The sequence below is a fragment of the Tritonibacter sp. AK171 genome, assembly GCF_030127025.1.
In the GTDB taxonomy this organism is placed as follows: Bacteria; Pseudomonadota; Alphaproteobacteria; order Rhodobacterales; family Rhodobacteraceae; genus Epibacterium; species Epibacterium mobile.
In genome coordinates, this window is sequence record NZ_CP126134.1 from 2,889,178 (window position 1) to 2,905,142 (window position 15,965).

A 15,965-nucleotide genomic window follows, 5' to 3' on the forward strand; every position below is an offset into this window, starting at 1 on the left:
GAGCGCGCTTTATGCGTCGTGGTGCGAGCTGGGCTTGCACCACGCCAGCTTTGAGGGCGTGACCTTCAAGGAATACGATCTCATCACCCGGGCGCGGATCCGGGCCAAGGATGCGCAGGTGGAAGCGCGCCGGGTGCTCAATCAAGAGCTGGGCGTGCTGGTGAGCCACGCCTTCCACAATCCCAAAAAGATGCCGGATTTTACCAAAGCCTCGGCCCAGATGGGCCAAGGCAGCCGCGATCCTGCGCATGAGCTGGCCGCTCTGCGCGCAGGCCTGATGAATATGCACTTCCAAAGCAAGAAAGGGCCTTAGATGTCCGCAGTAATTGGCGCGCTGCGCGGCGTGCTCTCGATGGATTCCGCCGCCTTTGAGACGGGCGCAAAGCGGGCCAAAGCCACCATGGGCACGGTGGAGCGGCGCATGGTGCGCCTGGCGGGGCATATGGAGCGCGCCGGGCGTCGCATGGCGCTTGGCCTGACGGTGCCGATGGCCGGGGCGGCAGCGGTGGCCATCCGCTCCAGCCTGCAGATCGTCGATGCGCAAGCCAAGATGGCGCAATCGCTGGGCACCACGGTGGCCTCGATGCAGGTGCTCGAGCGCGCTGCAGATCTCTCCGGGGTCTCCATGGGCGAGATGCAGCAGGCCACATTGCAGCTCACCAAACGTCTGAGCCAGGCGGTGGGTGGCAGCGGGGCTGCGGCCAAAGCACTGGGGCGACTTAAACTCAGTGCTGCACAGCTGCAGGCGCTGCCGCTCGATCAGCGGCTGTCAAAGATCCAAGCGGCATTGGCGGAGTATGTGCCAGAAGCTGAACGCGCGGCGGTGGCCTCGGATCTCTTTGGCAGCCGGGCGGGGTTGATCTTCACCCGCGTTGATGGGGCCGCCCTGCGCACCGCAGCGCAGGATGTGAGCCGCTTTGGGGTGGCAATCTCCGAGGTGGATGCGGATCAGATCGAACTTACCAATGACGCGCTGTCGCGCATGAGCCTTGCCGGGCGCGGCCTCGCCAATCAGGTGACCGTGGCGCTGGCCCCGGCGTTGCAATCGCTGAGTGACCGTGCGGCGGATCTGGCGAGCTGGTTCAATGGGCTGTCCGATGGCACCAAACGCATCATTGCCACCACCGGCTTGATTGCCGGGGCGGTGGGTCCGGCGGCGCTGGCGCTGGGGTTGATGTTGAAGATCTCGGCCCCGCTGGCGGTGGCGATGGGGGCTGTGGTCTCCACGGTGGCCCTGGCCCCGCTGCGCTTTGCGGCGGCGGCCAAATCGGCCATTGCGCTGGAAATCGCCCTTGGGGCCACCTCGACCAAAGCGGCGGTTGCGAGCCTTGCCATAAAAGGCCTGCAACGCGGGCTGCTGCTGTTGCGCGGCGCGGTGATTGCCACCGGCATTGGCGCGCTGGTGGTGGGGGCTGGCTATCTGGCGATGAAGTTCCACCAGTTGGTGGTGGCCACCGGCGGCTGGGGGGCGGCGCTCAGAGCGCTTGGCACGCTGGCGGTGGGCGTCTGGGAGGGCATCAAGACCAGCGCGGCGGCGATCAAACCCTCGCTGGCCGCAATCTGGTCGCAGGTGCAGGCGGGCTTTACCCGCATGCTGCAGGATCTGTCGCTAAATTGGGGCAACTTCTTATGGACGCTCGCGCAAGGGATGCGGGGGCTCCCCGGATTGTCCGAGGTGCAGCAGAGTTTGCGCAATGCCTCCGATCAGGCCATCGACAAGGTGATGGAGCTGGATCTTGCGGCCAGCTCTCTTGAGGGGCGCGTGATCCGGTTGCGCAAAGAGGCAGCAGGCCAGCTCACGGCGGGGTTTGAGAAAGCCGGGGCGGCCATGCGCACTCTCTCTGGCCAGATGAACAGCGCCAATGACGCCATTGAGGCGGGCGATGACAGCGCAGATGCGCTGGCCAATACGCTGAACACTTTGGATGACACGCTGGATGACGGATCCGGCGGCGGTGTGGCGGGCAGCCTGCAGACCACCACTGAGGCGGCGGGGGATCTGAGTTCTGAGCTGGAGGGTCCGCTTTCAACGGCAGTGGATGGCGTGGCGCGCTCCTTTGGTGATTGGATCGCCGATGGTCTGCGCGACTTCCGCTCCATGTGGGATGGGATCAAACAGGCCGCCAAGCGCGGGCTGGCGGATCTCGCCGCAAGCTTTGCCAAGAACCAGATCCGCATTGCGCTGGGGCTGTCGCTTACAGGGGCCGGATCGACCGCGCAGGCGGCGGGCGGCTCGCTGGGCGGTGGCCTCTTTGGGGGCGGCGCTGGCGGTGGCGGCGGTCTTCTGTCGGGGCTTCTGGGCAAAGGTCTGGGCGGGCTCTTTGGCGGCGGGGGGGCCTTGGGTGGCATAGCCTCAGGTCTGGGCGGGGTGTTCTCCGGTGGTGGGCTTGGCTCGAGCTTTGCCAATCTCGGTGGGTTGCTCTCCGGGTCCGTCGGGGGCTTTGGCGCGCTTGGGGCCGCCCTGCCTGCGGTGGGCATTGTGCTGGGCGGTGTGGCGCTTCTCAAAAAGGCCTTTGGCCGCAAATACAAACATTCCGGCATCCGGGGCTCTTTTGGGGCCACGGGCTTTGAGGGCAGCGCCTTTGACTTTTACAAAGGCGGCTGGTTCCGCAGCAACAAGACCAAGTATCGCGGTCTGGATCCGGAGCTGGACCGCGCCCTCGATCTGCAGTTTGGCTCCTTGCGCGATCACCTCGAGGGCATGGGCGGCTCTCTAGGTCTTTCCATCGAGGCGCTGAAAGACTTCCGTGGGGCCAGCTTTGAGATCATCACCAATGGCAAAAGCCAGGAAGACATCCAGCGCGAGCTCGCCGCCCATATGGAGAACGCCAGCGATCAGATGGCAGAGCTGCTGTTGGGCACGGAGGAATTTGCCAAGATCGGTGAGAGCGCCACGGAAACCCTCTCGCGTCTCTCGGGCAGTCTGACCCGCGTCAATGACGCCATGGATCTGTTGGGCCGGGCCGAGTTTGATGTCTCGCTTGAGGGGGCCGATCTAGCCTCTGATCTTCTTGAGGCCTTTGGTGGCTCTGATGCCTTCTCGGTGGCGATCTCCAGCTATTTTAGCGGCTTTTACACCGAGGCGGAGCGCAGCGAGGTCTTGATGCGCCGCCTGCAGGAAGAGTTTGAAGCGCTCGGCATTGCCATGCCCAGCTCGCGCGATGGCTTTCGCGCCCTGGTGGAAAGCCTCGATCTGACCACGGAGGGCGGCCAGGCGCTGTATGCGGATCTGCTGCGCCTGTCGGGCGCGCTTGGCGATGTGCTGCCCAAGGTCGGGGCCTTCACCGCAGAACTGGCGGGGCTGGCGCAAGAGATCGGCGGCGAGATTGGGGTGCAGATCGAGGCCGCACAACAGATGGTGACCGAGGCGCGCGATGCGGCTCAGGCCTGGCGGCGCACCGCAGAAAGCCTGCGCGGCTTTGTGGCGGATCTGGTCAACACCGAGCTCACGGCGGCCAGCGGTGGGCAGACCGAGGCGATCCTGCGCGCCCGGATGGATGCGGCCTTTGCCAAGGTGCAGGCGGGGGATATGGCGGCAGCGGCAGACCTGCCGGAGCTGGCCCGCGCCTTCCTGCGCCGGGCGCGCGAGACCGCCAGCACAGAGCTTGATTATCGCCGCATTGCCGCCGAGGTGCAGGGTCGCCTCGCTTTTGCGGCGGGGATTGCAGAGCTGGAAGCGGGCAATGATGAGGTGCTGGCGGGGCTTTATGAGCAGCAGATTGAGCTTCTCACATCGCTGGGCACATTCTTGCAGTTGGAAAGCCTCACCGGCGATCAGGTGGCCGAGCTGAGCGAGGGCGTGCAAGAGCTGGCGCAGGATTGGGATGGCACGGTGGCCGCCTTTGAGAGCTCGCTTGCAGCACTGCAGGACGCCATCGAGAGCGCCGAGGCCTTCAGCTATGAGGATCTGGTGGGCGCGCTTGATGTGGCGGTGACACTGGATGACAGCGCCCCGGACTGGCTGCGCGCCTTGGTCGAACAGGCCGACACCGGCATACGCACCACATTGGACTTCATCATTCGTCGGGATGATCTGACCGCAGCGGATCGCTGGATTGCCACTCACGCGCTCTCGCAGCATGTGGCAACGCTGGATCTGGTGCTGGGATCGGATCTGGATGAGGCCACCCGCACGCTGGCGCTGACCACGGCGGCGGATCTGCGGCGCAGCCTGCGTCTGGATCTGGCGCAGGATCTTGACCCAGAGACCCGCGCCCTGGTGCTGACCAAATCCGCCAATCTATCGCGCCGCATCAATGTGGCGCTCACCGGCGAAGGGGCGAATACGGTGGCGCAGCTTACCGAGATTGCCAATCTCATCGGCAGTGGCGAAGGCAGCGGGCGGCTCACCTTTGGTGGTGGCGTGGTGCTGGAGGCAGATGATGTCTTTGCCGATCTTGTCGACAGCACCGGCGAACTGGTGGAGCCGATGGAGCGGCTGCGGGGCATGCTGGCGGAGCTGCGCGATGCGGTGGATGCGGATCGCGCCGCACGAGAGGCCGAGCAGCAGCTCGCCAAACTGCAGGCGCAGGGGCGTGGTTTGGCGCTGGGGCTCGAGGATCGCAGCGAGGCCTCGGGCCTCATTGCTCAGATCGCCGCACTTGAGCAGCGCACCGGCGTCTCGCTGCGCCGCAGTGGCAACCGCGATGCAGAGCTGCATGTGGATCCCGAGACCGGTCGCATTCAATATGATGCGGATTGGGTCTCTTATGGATCGGGCGCGGATCTGGCCGGTTGGAAAAAAGCCTTCTGGGCCGATGGCGGGCTGGAGGATCAGATCGCCGCCTATAACAAGCGCCATGCCAAAAGCAGCAAGGCGCTGGAGCAGCTCCGCGCCCAGGTGCGCGAGCTGGGCGGCATTCCGGCCTTTGCCCGCGGCGGCGCGCATCGGGGTGGTGCGCGCATTGTCGGCGAGCGCGGCTGGGAGATCGAGACCACGGGCCCCTCGCGCATTCACAGCCATGCCGAGTCTGTGGCCATGCTGGACAACCGCCCGCTGGCCAAGGGGGTGGAAGAGCTGACCCGCCATGTGGTGGCGCAGGGTCAGGTGGTGCGCATGTTGGTGGATCGCATCGCCACCCATCTGGATGGGTGGGATGAGGTGGGGCTGCCGGGGGAGCGGAGCTGATGGACTTCAATATCCTCTCTCCCATGCAAGTCACCGAGGCGGAGCTGGTGGCATCCAATGTCCCAGAGAACGATCACCCGGAATGGCAGGCCGAGACCGTCTATGCGGCGGGGGCGCGGGTGATCTCCACGCAGACCCATCGGATCTATGAAAGCCTCATCGAGGACAACAGCGGGCGGGATCCGCGCATTGACGATGGCAGTGCCTGGCTTGAGCTCAGTGTCACCAACCGCTGGCGGGCCTTTGATCAGAACCGCTCCAACCCGGCGCGGCAGGCCAATGAGATCACCTATTCCATTGTGCCCACGCAGGATTGCGATGCGATTGCGCTCTTTGGCCTCACGGCGGGCAGCCTGCGCATCGAGGTCTGGGACGGGGCGCTGCGGATTTACGATCAGCGCTTTGAGATGGCCGACACTGGCCATGTGGTCAGCGCCTATACCTGGTTCTTTGGCGGTGTGGTCTATGCCCGCCAGAAGGTGGTCAACGGCTTTCCGGGGTATCTCGGGCACCGCATCGACATCACCATCGATGCCAATGGCGCCATGGCCGAGGTGGGTCATATTGTGCTGGGGCGCAACAACCTTTTGGGGCGGGTGTTGAACCTGCCCAGTGTTCGCTTCGTCAGTCACAGCCGCAAAGGCTATGACAACTTTGGCAATGAGATCCTGGTGAAGCGCGGCTCCACCCGCAAGGTGGATCTGTCGCTCCTGGTGCCCACCCATCAGGCGCAGCGGGTCATGGATATTGTGGCCGAGGTCGATGGGTTGGCGACCGCATTTTATCTCTCTGGCGACGGGCCGGGCTACGGCATCGAGGGGCTTGGGTTTGTGGATGATCACAGCCAGCCCATCGATGTGGCGGGCGAGTCCGTCTTTCCTCTCATCCTGAAAACTCTCAAATAGGAGAATGCCCCTATGAGCATTCCAAGCTTCTCGGCCTTTCCCGAGATCCCCCAGCGCAGCACGCCGGAGGCGGATTTTGACGCCAAGATGTATGCGTTGTTCCAGCACTTCGCGACCACCCACCGTCAGGAGCTCTTGGCCTTTATCCAGTTTTTGGAAAACAACGTCACCGCCATCGAGGGCGCGATCAATGGCGTCACCATCGGCCTGACCCATCCGGCGGCCGCCAAGTTCACATCGCTTGCCGCAGACAGCATCAGCGGCGCGGCGGTGCAGGCAAGTGTCATGGATACTGACCCCGGCAAGCTGACCACGGTTGGGGCATTTGGCTGGGGCGGCGGTGCGCCAGAAGCTTCCGACGCTTCGATCACGGATATGAACGACCTTACAACAGCAGGTGTATGGACCATCTCAGGCACGGTTGCCAACAAGCCGGATGGGACAACCGGCAATGCCGGTGTCTGCCTTGTCCTGAAAAGAAAGTTTTCTGCGGGACCCTCAGTGACACAATTGCTGTCCTATAGTTCCGACGTTCCTATCCTATGGGTTCGGGTTGCAACCGGTGCACCCGAAGTCTGGTCGCCCTGGTCCAAAGTCTACTCACAGGCCAGCTTGCTCGGCACGGTCGCGCAGTCTGGTGGTGTCCCAACCGGTGCGGTGATCGAGCGCGGCAGCAATGCCAATGGCGAATATGTTCGCTTTGCTGATGGGACGCAGATTTGTGTCTCGCCGGACTTCACATATCTTGACGTGACACACCCCGCCGGGGCGCTTTACCGCACTGCCGCGCCGGTCTCCTGGACCCCACCCGCTGGATTTGGCGGCGTGGATTCCATGTCTGGGGCGGTATTATCCCAGGGCAACAGCCAAACTCACTGGGGAACCATGCGGGTGATCAATTCCAACAGTATCGACATCAGTGTCTATGCGCCCAACTCGACCACCGGTCGAGCAGTACGGGCCATGGTCATTGGCCGCTGGTTCTAAAGGAGGGACATTCATGCAACTCTCATTCCAACCCATGCGCCTTGACCAGGCACTGAGCGTCACTCGCGCAGGCGACAGTTTGACACTCAACGGCGAGATCTTCGACTTCTCACCGCTCCAGGAGGGCGATGTGCTGCCCCGTGATGCTGTGGCTTGTTCCTGGTTGGCCTCGGATGTGACCCGTCACGATGGCGAGATCCGCCTGACGCTGATCCTCCCTCATGGGCCACATGCGCCGGAGCGCACCCGCTTTCCGCAGCCTGTGACTTTGACCGAGGATGGGCCGGTGTCACTCCCGGCCTATCAGACCGAAACAGCCCCCACCGAGGAGCCGGAGGCATGAGCAATATCGACCTCTCTCAAATCATCACCGCTCAGGACCGCAGCGAGGCTACGCGGGCAGAGGCGCTTGCCCGTCTCGCCCGCCTGCGCTGGGAACACTCAGTTGCCGGTGTGACCTTGCCCGGTGGCCTCCAGATCCCCGGTGATGAGACCACGCGGCTTGCGCTCTCCGGCGCGGTCAGCGCGTTGCAACAGGGCATGATCACGGCACCGGTGGCGTGGAAAACACCGGCTGGTTTTGTCGCGTTGACGCAACCGGAAATCGAAGCTGCGGCGCAGGCTGTGGTGCGGCATGTTCAGGCCTGTTTTGCCGCCGAGGCCGCCGTGGCGGCACAGATCTCAGCCCTCAGTGATCCTGCGGATTTTGATCTTGAGACCGCATTCGCTGCGGCATTGGACAGCTGAGCCCGCACAATGACCATGATTGAAAACAGCGACCGTGGGATCACCTTGAACAAATCCCTCGCCTGGACCGTGGCCTGCGGTCTTGTGGGCGCAGGGCTTTGGGTGGGCATTCAAGTGGCCACCCTGCGCGGGGAGACCGCTGCCCTCTCGCAGACCATCAACGGGCTGCGGGTGGATCTCACCGCCTCTGAGGCGCGCCAAGCAGCGCTGACCTCGCGGGTGCGGGCCAATGAGACCGCGCTTGCCCGTCAGGATGAGCGCCTGTCGCTGATCCTCTCCACTCTGAACAAGATCGACAACCGGCTTGAGCGCATGGAGCGCCTGCCGATCCGCTGATCCCCCAACATTTTGAAACCACCCCAAGCCCGCCTGCGGGCTCTTTTGCCATGGAGATCCCCATGAAACTCACTCCCGATTGGAAAACCACTCTCACCAGCGCCTGGTCGGTGCGGCTGTTGATTATTGCCGCTGTCATCTCGGTGCTGCCAGTCTTTGTCTCACTGGTCAGCCCGGATCTTCTGGGACTTGATCCCCTGGTCTTTGCCGGCATCGCCGCTCTGGTGAACCTCATCGCCATCCCGGCGCGGATCCTGGTGCAGCCAACCTCTGGCCTCTGGTCGGCCTTCCGGCGCGATGAAAGCGGGGCCGTGCGCAAACGCACCATTGGCGTGCTGGCTGGCGGCAGCGTGGCCCTTGCCTCTGCGATCAGTTTTATCGGCCAATGGGAAGGCCTCAGGACAGAAGCTTACCGCGATATCGTCGGCGTCTGGACCGTCTGCTATGGCGAGACCATGGGCGTACGCCCCGGTGACAGTTACAGAAAAGCTGAATGTGACGCGATGCTGGCCCGCGAGATCATCGCCTATGAGGCGGCGCTGGATCGATGCCTCACCGCTGATGTGCCCACTGGCATGAAGGTCGCCCTGGTCTCTTGGACCTACAATGTCGGCCCCGCTGCCGCCTGTCGCTCCACATTGGTGCGCAAAGCCAATGCAGGCGATCTCACCGGGGCCTGCAATGAGCTGCCGCGTTGGAACCGCGCGGGTGGCCGGGTGATCCGGGGGCTCACCAACCGGCGCATGTCGGAGCGTGCCATGTGTTTGAAGGCGCTTGAGGCGTGAGGGCGATCACCCTTGTGGCCGCCTTGGCGCTGATCGCCGTGGTTGCTGGCCTTGCCTATCAGCGCGGGGCCTCCGATTGCCGCGCCAGCTATCAAGCCCGCGCGCTCGCGCAGATCGAGCGGGCCAATCAACTGGATCGCGCCCGCATTGCCAGCGAGCGCGAACGCGCCACCCTTGCCAGAACCCTCGAGGAGAAAGCCCATGCGGATCCTGTTGCCGTGCCTCGCTGCCTTGGCCCTCAGCGCCTGCGCCGCCTCAACCACCTCCGTTAAAAGCACCGATCCTTGCGCAGCGCCAGTGCTGCTGCCGGAGCGCTGGTTGTCGGATCAGGAGGTCGAGCTGCTCTGGGCACGGGATCGGCGCGCGCTGCTGGATTGCGGTGGGAAGGTCGAGGCGCTGTCGGGACGGCCCCGCCAATAGCGGGGCCCGAACCGGATATTAGATCACACGCCCTATCAAGTCGCTCTTCGCCGGCAGAACACCCAATTCCACAAGCGCAATTTCAACCTCTTTGGCGCGCTCAACCTGCGAAGGGTCCGTAGTAATCACGTTGGTCTCCTGCGTGGCAACAAGTGTGCCTTCACCGATATCCAATGTCCGAGCATATTCCGGCAAACCTCGTGCATCAACGCGAGTAGGGAACCAAGCCATCCAACCTGGCCAAGCGCGATGATCGAAGACTGCGTCATGGATTGGATAATTGCGTGATCCGACCGCCACAAAAAGCGGCGTTCTCCACGCGACAATCTCGGTGATGACGTTCACCCACTCTTTGAAGGACAGGGTGTGCTCAAACGGTTCTGCATAGTTGCTACCGGAAAAGTTCAACTGGTTGTTTGCTCCGTGGAGCAAGCCACCGCTGTAACCCAGACTAGCAGTGTAATAACGAGGGTCCTCTCTTGGTATGGCTGAACTGAACCCTGTTGTATCAATTAAGAAAAAATCCTGACTATCATTCACCTTTTGGAGAAAACTCAAAAACTCTTCGCTGTCGGCGATTATATTCAAGCCCGTGTTGGCTTTGTGTTCAGCTGCGGTCCGAACTTGCCGCCATTCCTCGACGTATCGGTTGCTACCGATAAGGCGGCCTGCCAACGCCAAAAAATTTGTTACTCCAGTTTCCAATGCCTCCGGCTCATAAGCAAAGTATGCGGTCAAAAAGGGGACATCTGAACTCCGTGGCCGTGATCTCAATTGCGTCAAGGTTTCCCTCCTTGCATCCTCACTTGTTCTCGTCACGACTAAACATCCTCCCAATATCCGTAATCAGTAGCGCTTCCATCACTAAACTGTTCGCGTACGAAGTCAGTTCCACTGGGGGCGAGATGGAAGGGTACATATCTGTTGCCAACCTGCGTCATTCCTCCAGCGTCGCGAAGAGCTATAAATTGCCACATGACTTCTTGGTCACTGAAAACCCAGTCAAGGGAAACTTGTGGCCAGTCTGGCATTATTGCGGAGTGTTGAGTTCTTAGTTGGAGTGTAAACTGCTGCGCCAGCGTTCCCAAGAATGGTTTTTGAGGGTTGACCGTTCTGTAGTGTGGAGCACTCGGGTTTAGGTAATCCCGATATCCTAACTTGCACTCCAGCAGCCTGCACTCACTGAACACAAGCCCATCCCAGCTCTGTTGCACGCCAAGTTTCCAATTCCATTCCTCAATCTGGATCTCCAGATTGTTATCCTCATCAGCCGACGCCTCAAAATGTAGCCACCCCACCACGTAGTGTTGATACAGCGCTCCCCTTGCTCTTGGCGATGGCCTGCGCACAGTGCCACCTGCGAACGTGTGTCTTGGGAGTGTACTGCTTCCCTCGGTTAGCGCTTTGCAAATATCACAGTCCTGCTCGGGGTCATCTTCACATCGTCTCCTTGTGCGCGTCTCGGTTTCATAGTCGAACGGCGGAGGAAACGGGCGCGGTTGCTCAGGGTCTTCTTCTGGATCGGGCTGTGGTTCGTTTTCAAAGAGCTCTGCAATGCTATCGGGCAGTTCAACGCGACCGATTTCTTCTTCCTGAATGCGGCGCGCAGTGACTGCGGCGCCGCCGGCCAAAAGAATACCGATCCCCCAGTAAACTAATGGAATTGCGGGTGCTACCATCTCTTACCACCAAGTTTTAAGGGCACCATTGCGACGGGTGCTATAGTGTTTCATGACCGCGCATAAGTCGCGGAACCTAACATCTGCATTCTCCGGGTCCGACCGAATTGCTTGCCAGGCAGCACTCTGACACAGCGCCGGCCAAACTTGCGGGTGCTTAATAATTGCCAGGAGCAAGAAGCGGGCACGTAGTTGAGGGTCTTGCAGGCCGGATGCATAGATCTCATTCACTGCTTCAAATAGCGGCCGGTGCATCGCCTTTGCATCTTCTCCGTATCGGGCTGATTCAACCGGATAACTCTCGAAGAAATCATCGGCCTGGTCGAACATGTTGCTATAGAAGCGCGCCCGCTTCAGGTCGCCTCTCAAGTCCTCAGGCAGCCTCTTTTGGCTCTCGGTAGGAAGGAGGCTGATCTGGTAAAAACTATCGTAGTGGGTCGCATGAAACAGAAGGTGACCGGGCGCAAAAATCACATTTAGCATCTTGGTGATGGCTGGAAACATATCCGGCCAAGCGACAAATGCTTCAAGGGTGTTCACTTCCCAATACCGCAAAAGAGATGTGCTAGATGTTTCCCCTTCGATCTTGGTGAACTTCCGTAGGTGCTGCCACAACCTGTCAAACGTCAGCTCGGATCGAATGAAGAGACCGAAGTTCTTACCCCACAAATGCCAAGGCGCTTCACTCTTCGTGAAGAGCCCGCTGCAGAAGGCATTGTTTTCCTCCAGCCGAACAAGCCATGGGGCTACAGCATTCAATTCTTCAAAGACCTGCCCCTTGAAGAAACATCGATGCTCAAGCCCCGAAGTTTCGAGCATTTCTGGCAAGTTGGTTACCTTTGATGCGTCAAGAATGACATAAGTATGCATCTCTGGCACGTTGGAGGGATCACCACCTGCAACTTCAAGCTCCGCCGCTGTTAGTGGTGCCTTGCCGAAGAGAGGCTGAACTAGCGCATCAGGTACCGATTTTGGATGATCTACACCAAGCTGATTATCCAGGGGGTCCAGATCACTGAACCGCTCAATCTTGATAGTAGACGCATGATCATTCGACTGCGTCGGATCGCTAGGGTCCGCAGTCCAGTAATCGTCAGGGTTACTTCTCGATTTCATAAACGGGTATCCCGCATAAATTCAAGTAATCATTACAAAATTTGCATACCCTCCAATGATACAAAATTGCATCGGGCATGCTGCTGTACCCGCATAGGTATACTTGCCGACTTATTCTGACAACAGACCCTATGTATTTAGAGCAATGAGAATGTGGCCACTGCTGCGGTCTCTGCACCCGCGCCGTTGAAAAGGTCTCCGAGATCCCGATTAGAGGCAGGTGTTGCCAGCTGGGCTTGGTAGACTATCGCGTTTGCAAATGTCAGGTTTCGGGAATCGAGGCAATAAAACCGTATGTGCTAAGCTCAACTGTCAGGGCATGTATCACCGGACTACGTGTGAAGGATGTGGCCGAAGTACGCAAATTGTACGCTAATAGCTACTTATACTTTGTTTTTAAAAGACTTTAGTTGCCCTCTTGAGGCACCATACCTCCGATAACAACTCAGTATCAGAACGTTCTACGTACCTCGCTCTTAAACGGAATGTGCGGCAACACTTGTGGGCACTTGAAGGGTTAGGCCGGATGCCAGCCCATATCCGTTCGGCTGAAATGTACGGTACGTGACGGATCATATCCGCTGCGATCGGAGCGACAAGCATACCGGTCAACACGTACGGCTGACCGCTTTAGAGTCAGCAAATTGAAATCATTTTCCTCACCACGCAACCGATCTGACAGGCTGGTTCCTACATGGATTTGCAACACAGCCGGTGTCTGGTCGGGAACCATCGCGAAGGTGTCGGCGTACCAGCTATGCAAATGCCCGGATAAAATTATGTCGGTGCCAATGCGCGACAGCTCGGCGCGCGCATGCTGTGCGCCGCGTGTCAGCCGTTTGGTTTCACCCGGTTGATGCTCCAGCGGGTGATGAGCGACGACGATGCGATAGGCTTCCTCGGGTGTCTGTGCAAAACAGGTTTGGACTCGCCTGATATCTCCTAGCGAAAATCGCCCCCTTTGCCATCCAAGCGGGTTCACAGAGTTCACGCCGACAACAGACCAATCCGTGTCATGAATCTGCGGTTCGAGATCGCAGGAGATCCACTTCCGGTATCGCCGCCATGGCATCAATACCCGCTCAAACAAGTTGTCGAGAGGGGTGTCGTGATTGCCCGGCACCACGAGACATGGCGCTTTGATGCGGTCGATCATCTCTCGTGCTCGCATGAACTGCCAATCACGCGCGCGTTGGGTCAGATCACCGGAAATCGCCACCAAATCAGGTGCAAGCCCGTTGATCTGTTCAATCAATGGATCCAGAAGTTCCGGGCGGTCACGCCCGAAATGAAGGTCCGACAAGTGCAGCAGACGTTTCAACGCGTTGCATCCCCAAAGTCGGTCGGGACAATGACCTGAAGCGCGTCTTCACTCAGGTGTAGTCGAAACGGTCCCTTCATGCGGGCACGCTCTCCGTCGCGCGCCACCAACAGTCTCTTGCGGCGACCGTGTAATTCAAAACTATCGCTACACATGAGATGAAAATCGCGGTCGCGGCTGGCACGTCCAAGCAGCACCGCCAAACTGCTGCGCACCATCCCCCAGCGTCCATAATCGGGGGCAATCATCAGGGCCAGTTGGCCGTCGCGTATGCACTCTGCCCCCTCCATTCCCATTTGGCGCAACTGAAAGGCGTTATTGAACACAAAGACAAGGGGTGTACGCACCGTGGTGCGCTGACCGTCGGCAACAATGTCCAGTTCGAGCGGCCGCGGCCAACGAAACAATACCTTGAGCGCAGACCAATAGGCCGCAACCCGGCTGCGGCCCCAAAAGTCGTAAACCTCTTCACGGGATCGCAGGATTTGTGGATAAAGACCAAAATTGGCGTTGTTGAGAAATACTCGATCATTGAGCATTGCGACCCGCAAATCACGTTTATGGCCATGGGCAATGACCTCGACGGCGCCCTCAAGATCCTCAGGGATTCCAAGTGAACGGGCGAAATAGTTAAACGTGCCGCGCGGCAGAATGCCCATACTGCAAGAACTGCCCTTCAAAGCCTGCGCAACGCCGCAAATCGTGCCGTCTCCACCAGCTGCGACAATCGTATCATGTCCTTCGGCGACCACCTCCTGCAGAGTCGATGTCAGGTCGCGCTTGGGATCAAGTTCCGTAATTTTCGGCGCGAGCCCGTGTTTTGCAAAGGCATCTTTCAATGCCTGCGCACCACCCGCCGCCTCTTTCTTGCCGGAGTGGGGATTGTGCAGGATGCAGATGCTTTTTTGACGCCGCTGCGCAGTCGTGGGGGAATTGGCGTCAAACATCGCTAGATCCTTCGATATGACCTCGGGTGAGGGTAAAACCCGCTTGGTCCATTGCTCAGTTACCCGCCTGAAACGCGCCGAATGCGCAAAAGTTCCGCAGCACGTACCCCCAAGACAACTTGGAACAGGTAGGTGCGCCTTCGTGTTGTGCTGATGAAACCCATGCGAAAGGAATACACCATGAGCGAGCGCAGCATCACTACAGTGAACCCCTTTAGCGAAGCCCCCCTGACCAGTTATCCGCTAATGTCTGACGATCAAATGTTTGACGCTTTAATGTCGTGTCATGCAGCTTTTGATCAATGGCGCCTGACGCCCTTAGAGGAGCGGGCAGAGGTTATCGTACGGATTGGCGAGGCTTTGAACGACCGCAAGGAAGAGTTCGCACAGCTGATGACAGATGAGGTCGGCAAGCTCTTGCGCGACAGCCGCGATGAAATCGATCTCTGTGTTGGCATTTGCAAATGGACCGCTGCCAATGGGCCTAAGGTTCTGGCAGACGAGCACCGTTCGCTGCAGGATGGCCGTCAGGGCATCATCACCTATGCTCCGACGGGTGTTATCTATGGAATTCAGCCATGGAATTTCCCTGCGTATCAGGCCGTGCGTTATGCAATCGCAAATCTGATGGCGGGCAATGGAGTCTTGTTGAAACATGCCGCCAATTGCACAGGTAGCGGGATGCTTCTGCGCGAGATTTTTGAATCTGCGGGCCTTCCCCAGCACCTCTTTACGGTTCTCACCATTGACCATGATCAGTCTGACGCATTGATTGCTCATGATTTGGTTCGCGGTGTGACCATGACCGGTAGCGCCAAAGGTGGCAGTGTCATCGCCAAAACCGCTGGCGCACATCTGAAAAAGACGGTCCTGGAGCTGGGTTCCAACGACGCGTATCTAGTGCTGGAAGATGCAGATCTTGATGTTGCTGTTGAGAACTGCGTGGCTGGCCGACTGTATAACAACGGTGAAACCTGCGTGAATGCCAAGCGCTTTGTGGTGACCGATGCGGTCTATGATGCCTTTGTCGAGCGCTATGTTGCGGCGATGTCAGATGTTCCCCTCGGCGATCCCAATGCAGATGAGACTGGCCTAGGCCCGATGGCACGCGCCGATCTGCGAGATGAACTGCACCAACAGGTGAAGCAGAGTGTCGAGAAGGGTGCACGAATTGCCTGCGGTGGCAAAGTGCCAGAGGGTAAAGGGTATTTCTACCCGGCGACCGTGTTGACGGATGTTGCACCCGGTCAGCCCGCCTATGATGAAGAACTTTTTGGCCCAGTCGCCTCGATCATTCGCGCACGCGACGATGAGGATGCGATGCGGATCGCCAACGATAGCCGGTTTGGCCTTGGCGGTGGCATCTTCTCCAAGGACGACGCCCGCGCGGTGCAACTCGCAAAGCAGCATTTCGATACCGGCATGGTCTTTGTGAACCACTTCAACCTCGCCACGCCAGAGATGCCTTTTGGCGGCGTGAAAGATTCCGGGTATGGCCGCGAACACGGCGGCTTTGGCATGCTTGAGTTCGTCAATGCAAAGGCGATTGCCGTGGCGGCGTAAATAAAAAACGGGCCGCAGCGGAGTTTTGCTG

Annotated in this window: 15 protein-coding genes; 10 read left to right on the forward strand and 5 right to left on the reverse strand. The window is 59.6% G+C overall.

The window, feature by feature from the left end; genetic code table 11:
• Positions 1–34: 34 nt before the first annotated feature.
• From QNI81_RS13585 to QNI81_RS13625, 9 genes are all read left to right on the forward strand, one after another.
• On the forward strand, positions 35–313 hold the full coding sequence (locus tag QNI81_RS13585) for a hypothetical protein (protein ID WP_283966843.1): 279 nt from the start codon (positions 35–37) through the stop codon (positions 311–313).
• The gene (locus tag QNI81_RS13590) at positions 314–5,128 is read left to right on the forward strand and encodes a hypothetical protein (protein ID WP_283966844.1); all 4,815 of its coding nucleotides are present in this window, start codon (positions 314–316) and stop codon (positions 5,126–5,128) included.
• Positions 5,128–6,033 (forward strand): hypothetical protein, encoded by a 906-nt coding sequence (locus QNI81_RS13595; RefSeq protein ID WP_283966845.1) that lies wholly within the window; start codon positions 5,128–5,130, stop codon positions 6,031–6,033. The genes QNI81_RS13590 and QNI81_RS13595 overlap by 1 nt, the downstream gene beginning before the upstream one ends.
• Positions 6,034–6,045: 12 nt before the next feature.
• Entirely contained in the window at positions 6,046–7,020 is a 975-nt protein-coding gene (locus tag QNI81_RS13600) for a pyocin knob domain-containing protein (protein ID WP_283966846.1), read from the forward strand.
• A gap of 13 nt (positions 7,021–7,033) precedes the next feature.
• Positions 7,034–7,363, forward strand: coding sequence for a hypothetical protein (locus QNI81_RS13605; protein ID WP_283966847.1), 330 nt, complete (start codon positions 7,034–7,036; stop codon positions 7,361–7,363).
• A complete protein-coding gene (locus QNI81_RS13610; RefSeq protein ID WP_283966848.1) occupies positions 7,360–7,767 on the forward strand; it encodes a DUF4376 domain-containing protein in 408 nt (135 codons plus the stop codon). The genes QNI81_RS13605 and QNI81_RS13610 overlap by 4 nt, the downstream gene beginning before the upstream one ends.
• 9 nt (positions 7,768–7,776) lie before the next feature.
• Positions 7,777–8,103 (forward strand): hypothetical protein, encoded by a 327-nt coding sequence (locus QNI81_RS13615; RefSeq protein ID WP_046002836.1) that lies wholly within the window; start codon positions 7,777–7,779, stop codon positions 8,101–8,103.
• A 62-nt stretch (positions 8,104–8,165) separates the two neighbouring features.
• Positions 8,166–8,888 (forward strand): lysozyme, encoded by a 723-nt coding sequence (locus QNI81_RS13620; RefSeq protein ID WP_283966849.1) that lies wholly within the window; start codon positions 8,166–8,168, stop codon positions 8,886–8,888.
• Entirely contained in the window at positions 8,885–9,160 is a 276-nt protein-coding gene (locus tag QNI81_RS13625) for a hypothetical protein (RefSeq protein WP_283966850.1), read from the forward strand. The genes QNI81_RS13620 and QNI81_RS13625 overlap by 4 nt, the downstream gene beginning before the upstream one ends.
• Positions 9,161–9,326: 166 nt before the next feature.
• On the opposite strand, the gene QNI81_RS13630 is transcribed toward QNI81_RS13625, so the two are convergent.
• From QNI81_RS13630 to QNI81_RS13650, 5 genes are all read right to left on the reverse strand, one after another.
• The gene (locus QNI81_RS13630) at positions 9,327–10,091 is read right to left on the reverse strand and encodes an Imm52 family immunity protein (RefSeq protein WP_283966851.1); all 765 of its coding nucleotides are present in this window, start codon (positions 10,089–10,091) and stop codon (positions 9,327–9,329) included.
• Between the two features lie 38 nt (positions 10,092–10,129).
• Positions 10,130–10,987, reverse strand: coding sequence for a Tox-REase-5 domain-containing protein (locus QNI81_RS13635; protein ID WP_283966852.1), 858 nt, complete (start codon positions 10,985–10,987; stop codon positions 10,130–10,132).
• Positions 10,988–10,990: 3 nt separating this feature from the next.
• Positions 10,991–12,103 (reverse strand): DUF4123 domain-containing protein, encoded by a 1,113-nt coding sequence (locus tag QNI81_RS13640; RefSeq protein WP_283966853.1) that lies wholly within the window; start codon positions 12,101–12,103, stop codon positions 10,991–10,993.
• 517 nt (positions 12,104–12,620) lie between these two features.
• On the reverse strand, positions 12,621–13,424 hold the full coding sequence (locus tag QNI81_RS13645) for a metallophosphoesterase family protein (protein WP_283966854.1): 804 nt from the start codon (positions 13,422–13,424) through the stop codon (positions 12,621–12,623).
• A complete protein-coding gene (locus tag QNI81_RS13650) occupies positions 13,421–14,371 on the reverse strand; it encodes a diacylglycerol/lipid kinase family protein (RefSeq protein WP_283966855.1) in 951 nt (316 codons plus the stop codon). The genes QNI81_RS13645 and QNI81_RS13650 overlap by 4 nt, the downstream gene beginning before the upstream one ends.
• A gap of 180 nt (positions 14,372–14,551) precedes the next feature.
• Here QNI81_RS13650 and QNI81_RS13655 point away from each other — a divergent pair, with 180 nt between their 5' ends.
• Complete coding sequence (locus QNI81_RS13655; RefSeq protein WP_283966856.1) at positions 14,552–15,934, forward strand: NAD-dependent succinate-semialdehyde dehydrogenase; 1,383 nt, start codon at positions 14,552–14,554, stop codon at positions 15,932–15,934.
• The last annotated feature ends 31 nt before the right edge of the window (positions 15,935–15,965 follow it).

What these genes read in the sequence shown, in the direction of transcription:
- QNI81_RS13615 (WP_046002836.1), top strand. Translation starts at nt 7,777, where the DNA reads ATGACCATGATTGAAAACAGCGACCGTGGGATCACCTTGAACAAATCC.
- QNI81_RS13595 (WP_283966845.1), top strand. Translation starts at nt 5,128, where the DNA reads ATGGACTTCAATATCCTCTCTCCCATGCAAGTCACCGAGGCGGAGCTG.
- QNI81_RS13635 (WP_283966852.1), bottom strand. Translation starts at nt 10,987, where the DNA reads ATGGTAGCACCCGCAATTCCATTAGTTTACTGGGGGATCGGTATTCTT.
- QNI81_RS13620 (WP_283966849.1), top strand. Translation starts at nt 8,166, where the DNA reads ATGAAACTCACTCCCGATTGGAAAACCACTCTCACCAGCGCCTGGTCG.
- QNI81_RS13590 (WP_283966844.1), top strand. Translation starts at nt 314, where the DNA reads ATGTCCGCAGTAATTGGCGCGCTGCGCGGCGTGCTCTCGATGGATTCC.
- QNI81_RS13610 (WP_283966848.1), top strand. Translation starts at nt 7,360, where the DNA reads ATGAGCAATATCGACCTCTCTCAAATCATCACCGCTCAGGACCGCAGC.
- QNI81_RS13650 (WP_283966855.1), bottom strand. Translation starts at nt 14,371, where the DNA reads ATGTTTGACGCCAATTCCCCCACGACTGCGCAGCGGCGTCAAAAAAGC.
- QNI81_RS13655 (WP_283966856.1), top strand. Translation starts at nt 14,552, where the DNA reads ATGAGCGAGCGCAGCATCACTACAGTGAACCCCTTTAGCGAAGCCCCC.
- QNI81_RS13600 (WP_283966846.1), top strand. Translation starts at nt 6,046, where the DNA reads ATGAGCATTCCAAGCTTCTCGGCCTTTCCCGAGATCCCCCAGCGCAGC.
- QNI81_RS13605 (WP_283966847.1), top strand. Translation starts at nt 7,034, where the DNA reads ATGCAACTCTCATTCCAACCCATGCGCCTTGACCAGGCACTGAGCGTC.
- QNI81_RS13640 (WP_283966853.1), bottom strand. Translation starts at nt 12,103, where the DNA reads ATGAAATCGAGAAGTAACCCTGACGATTACTGGACTGCGGACCCTAGC.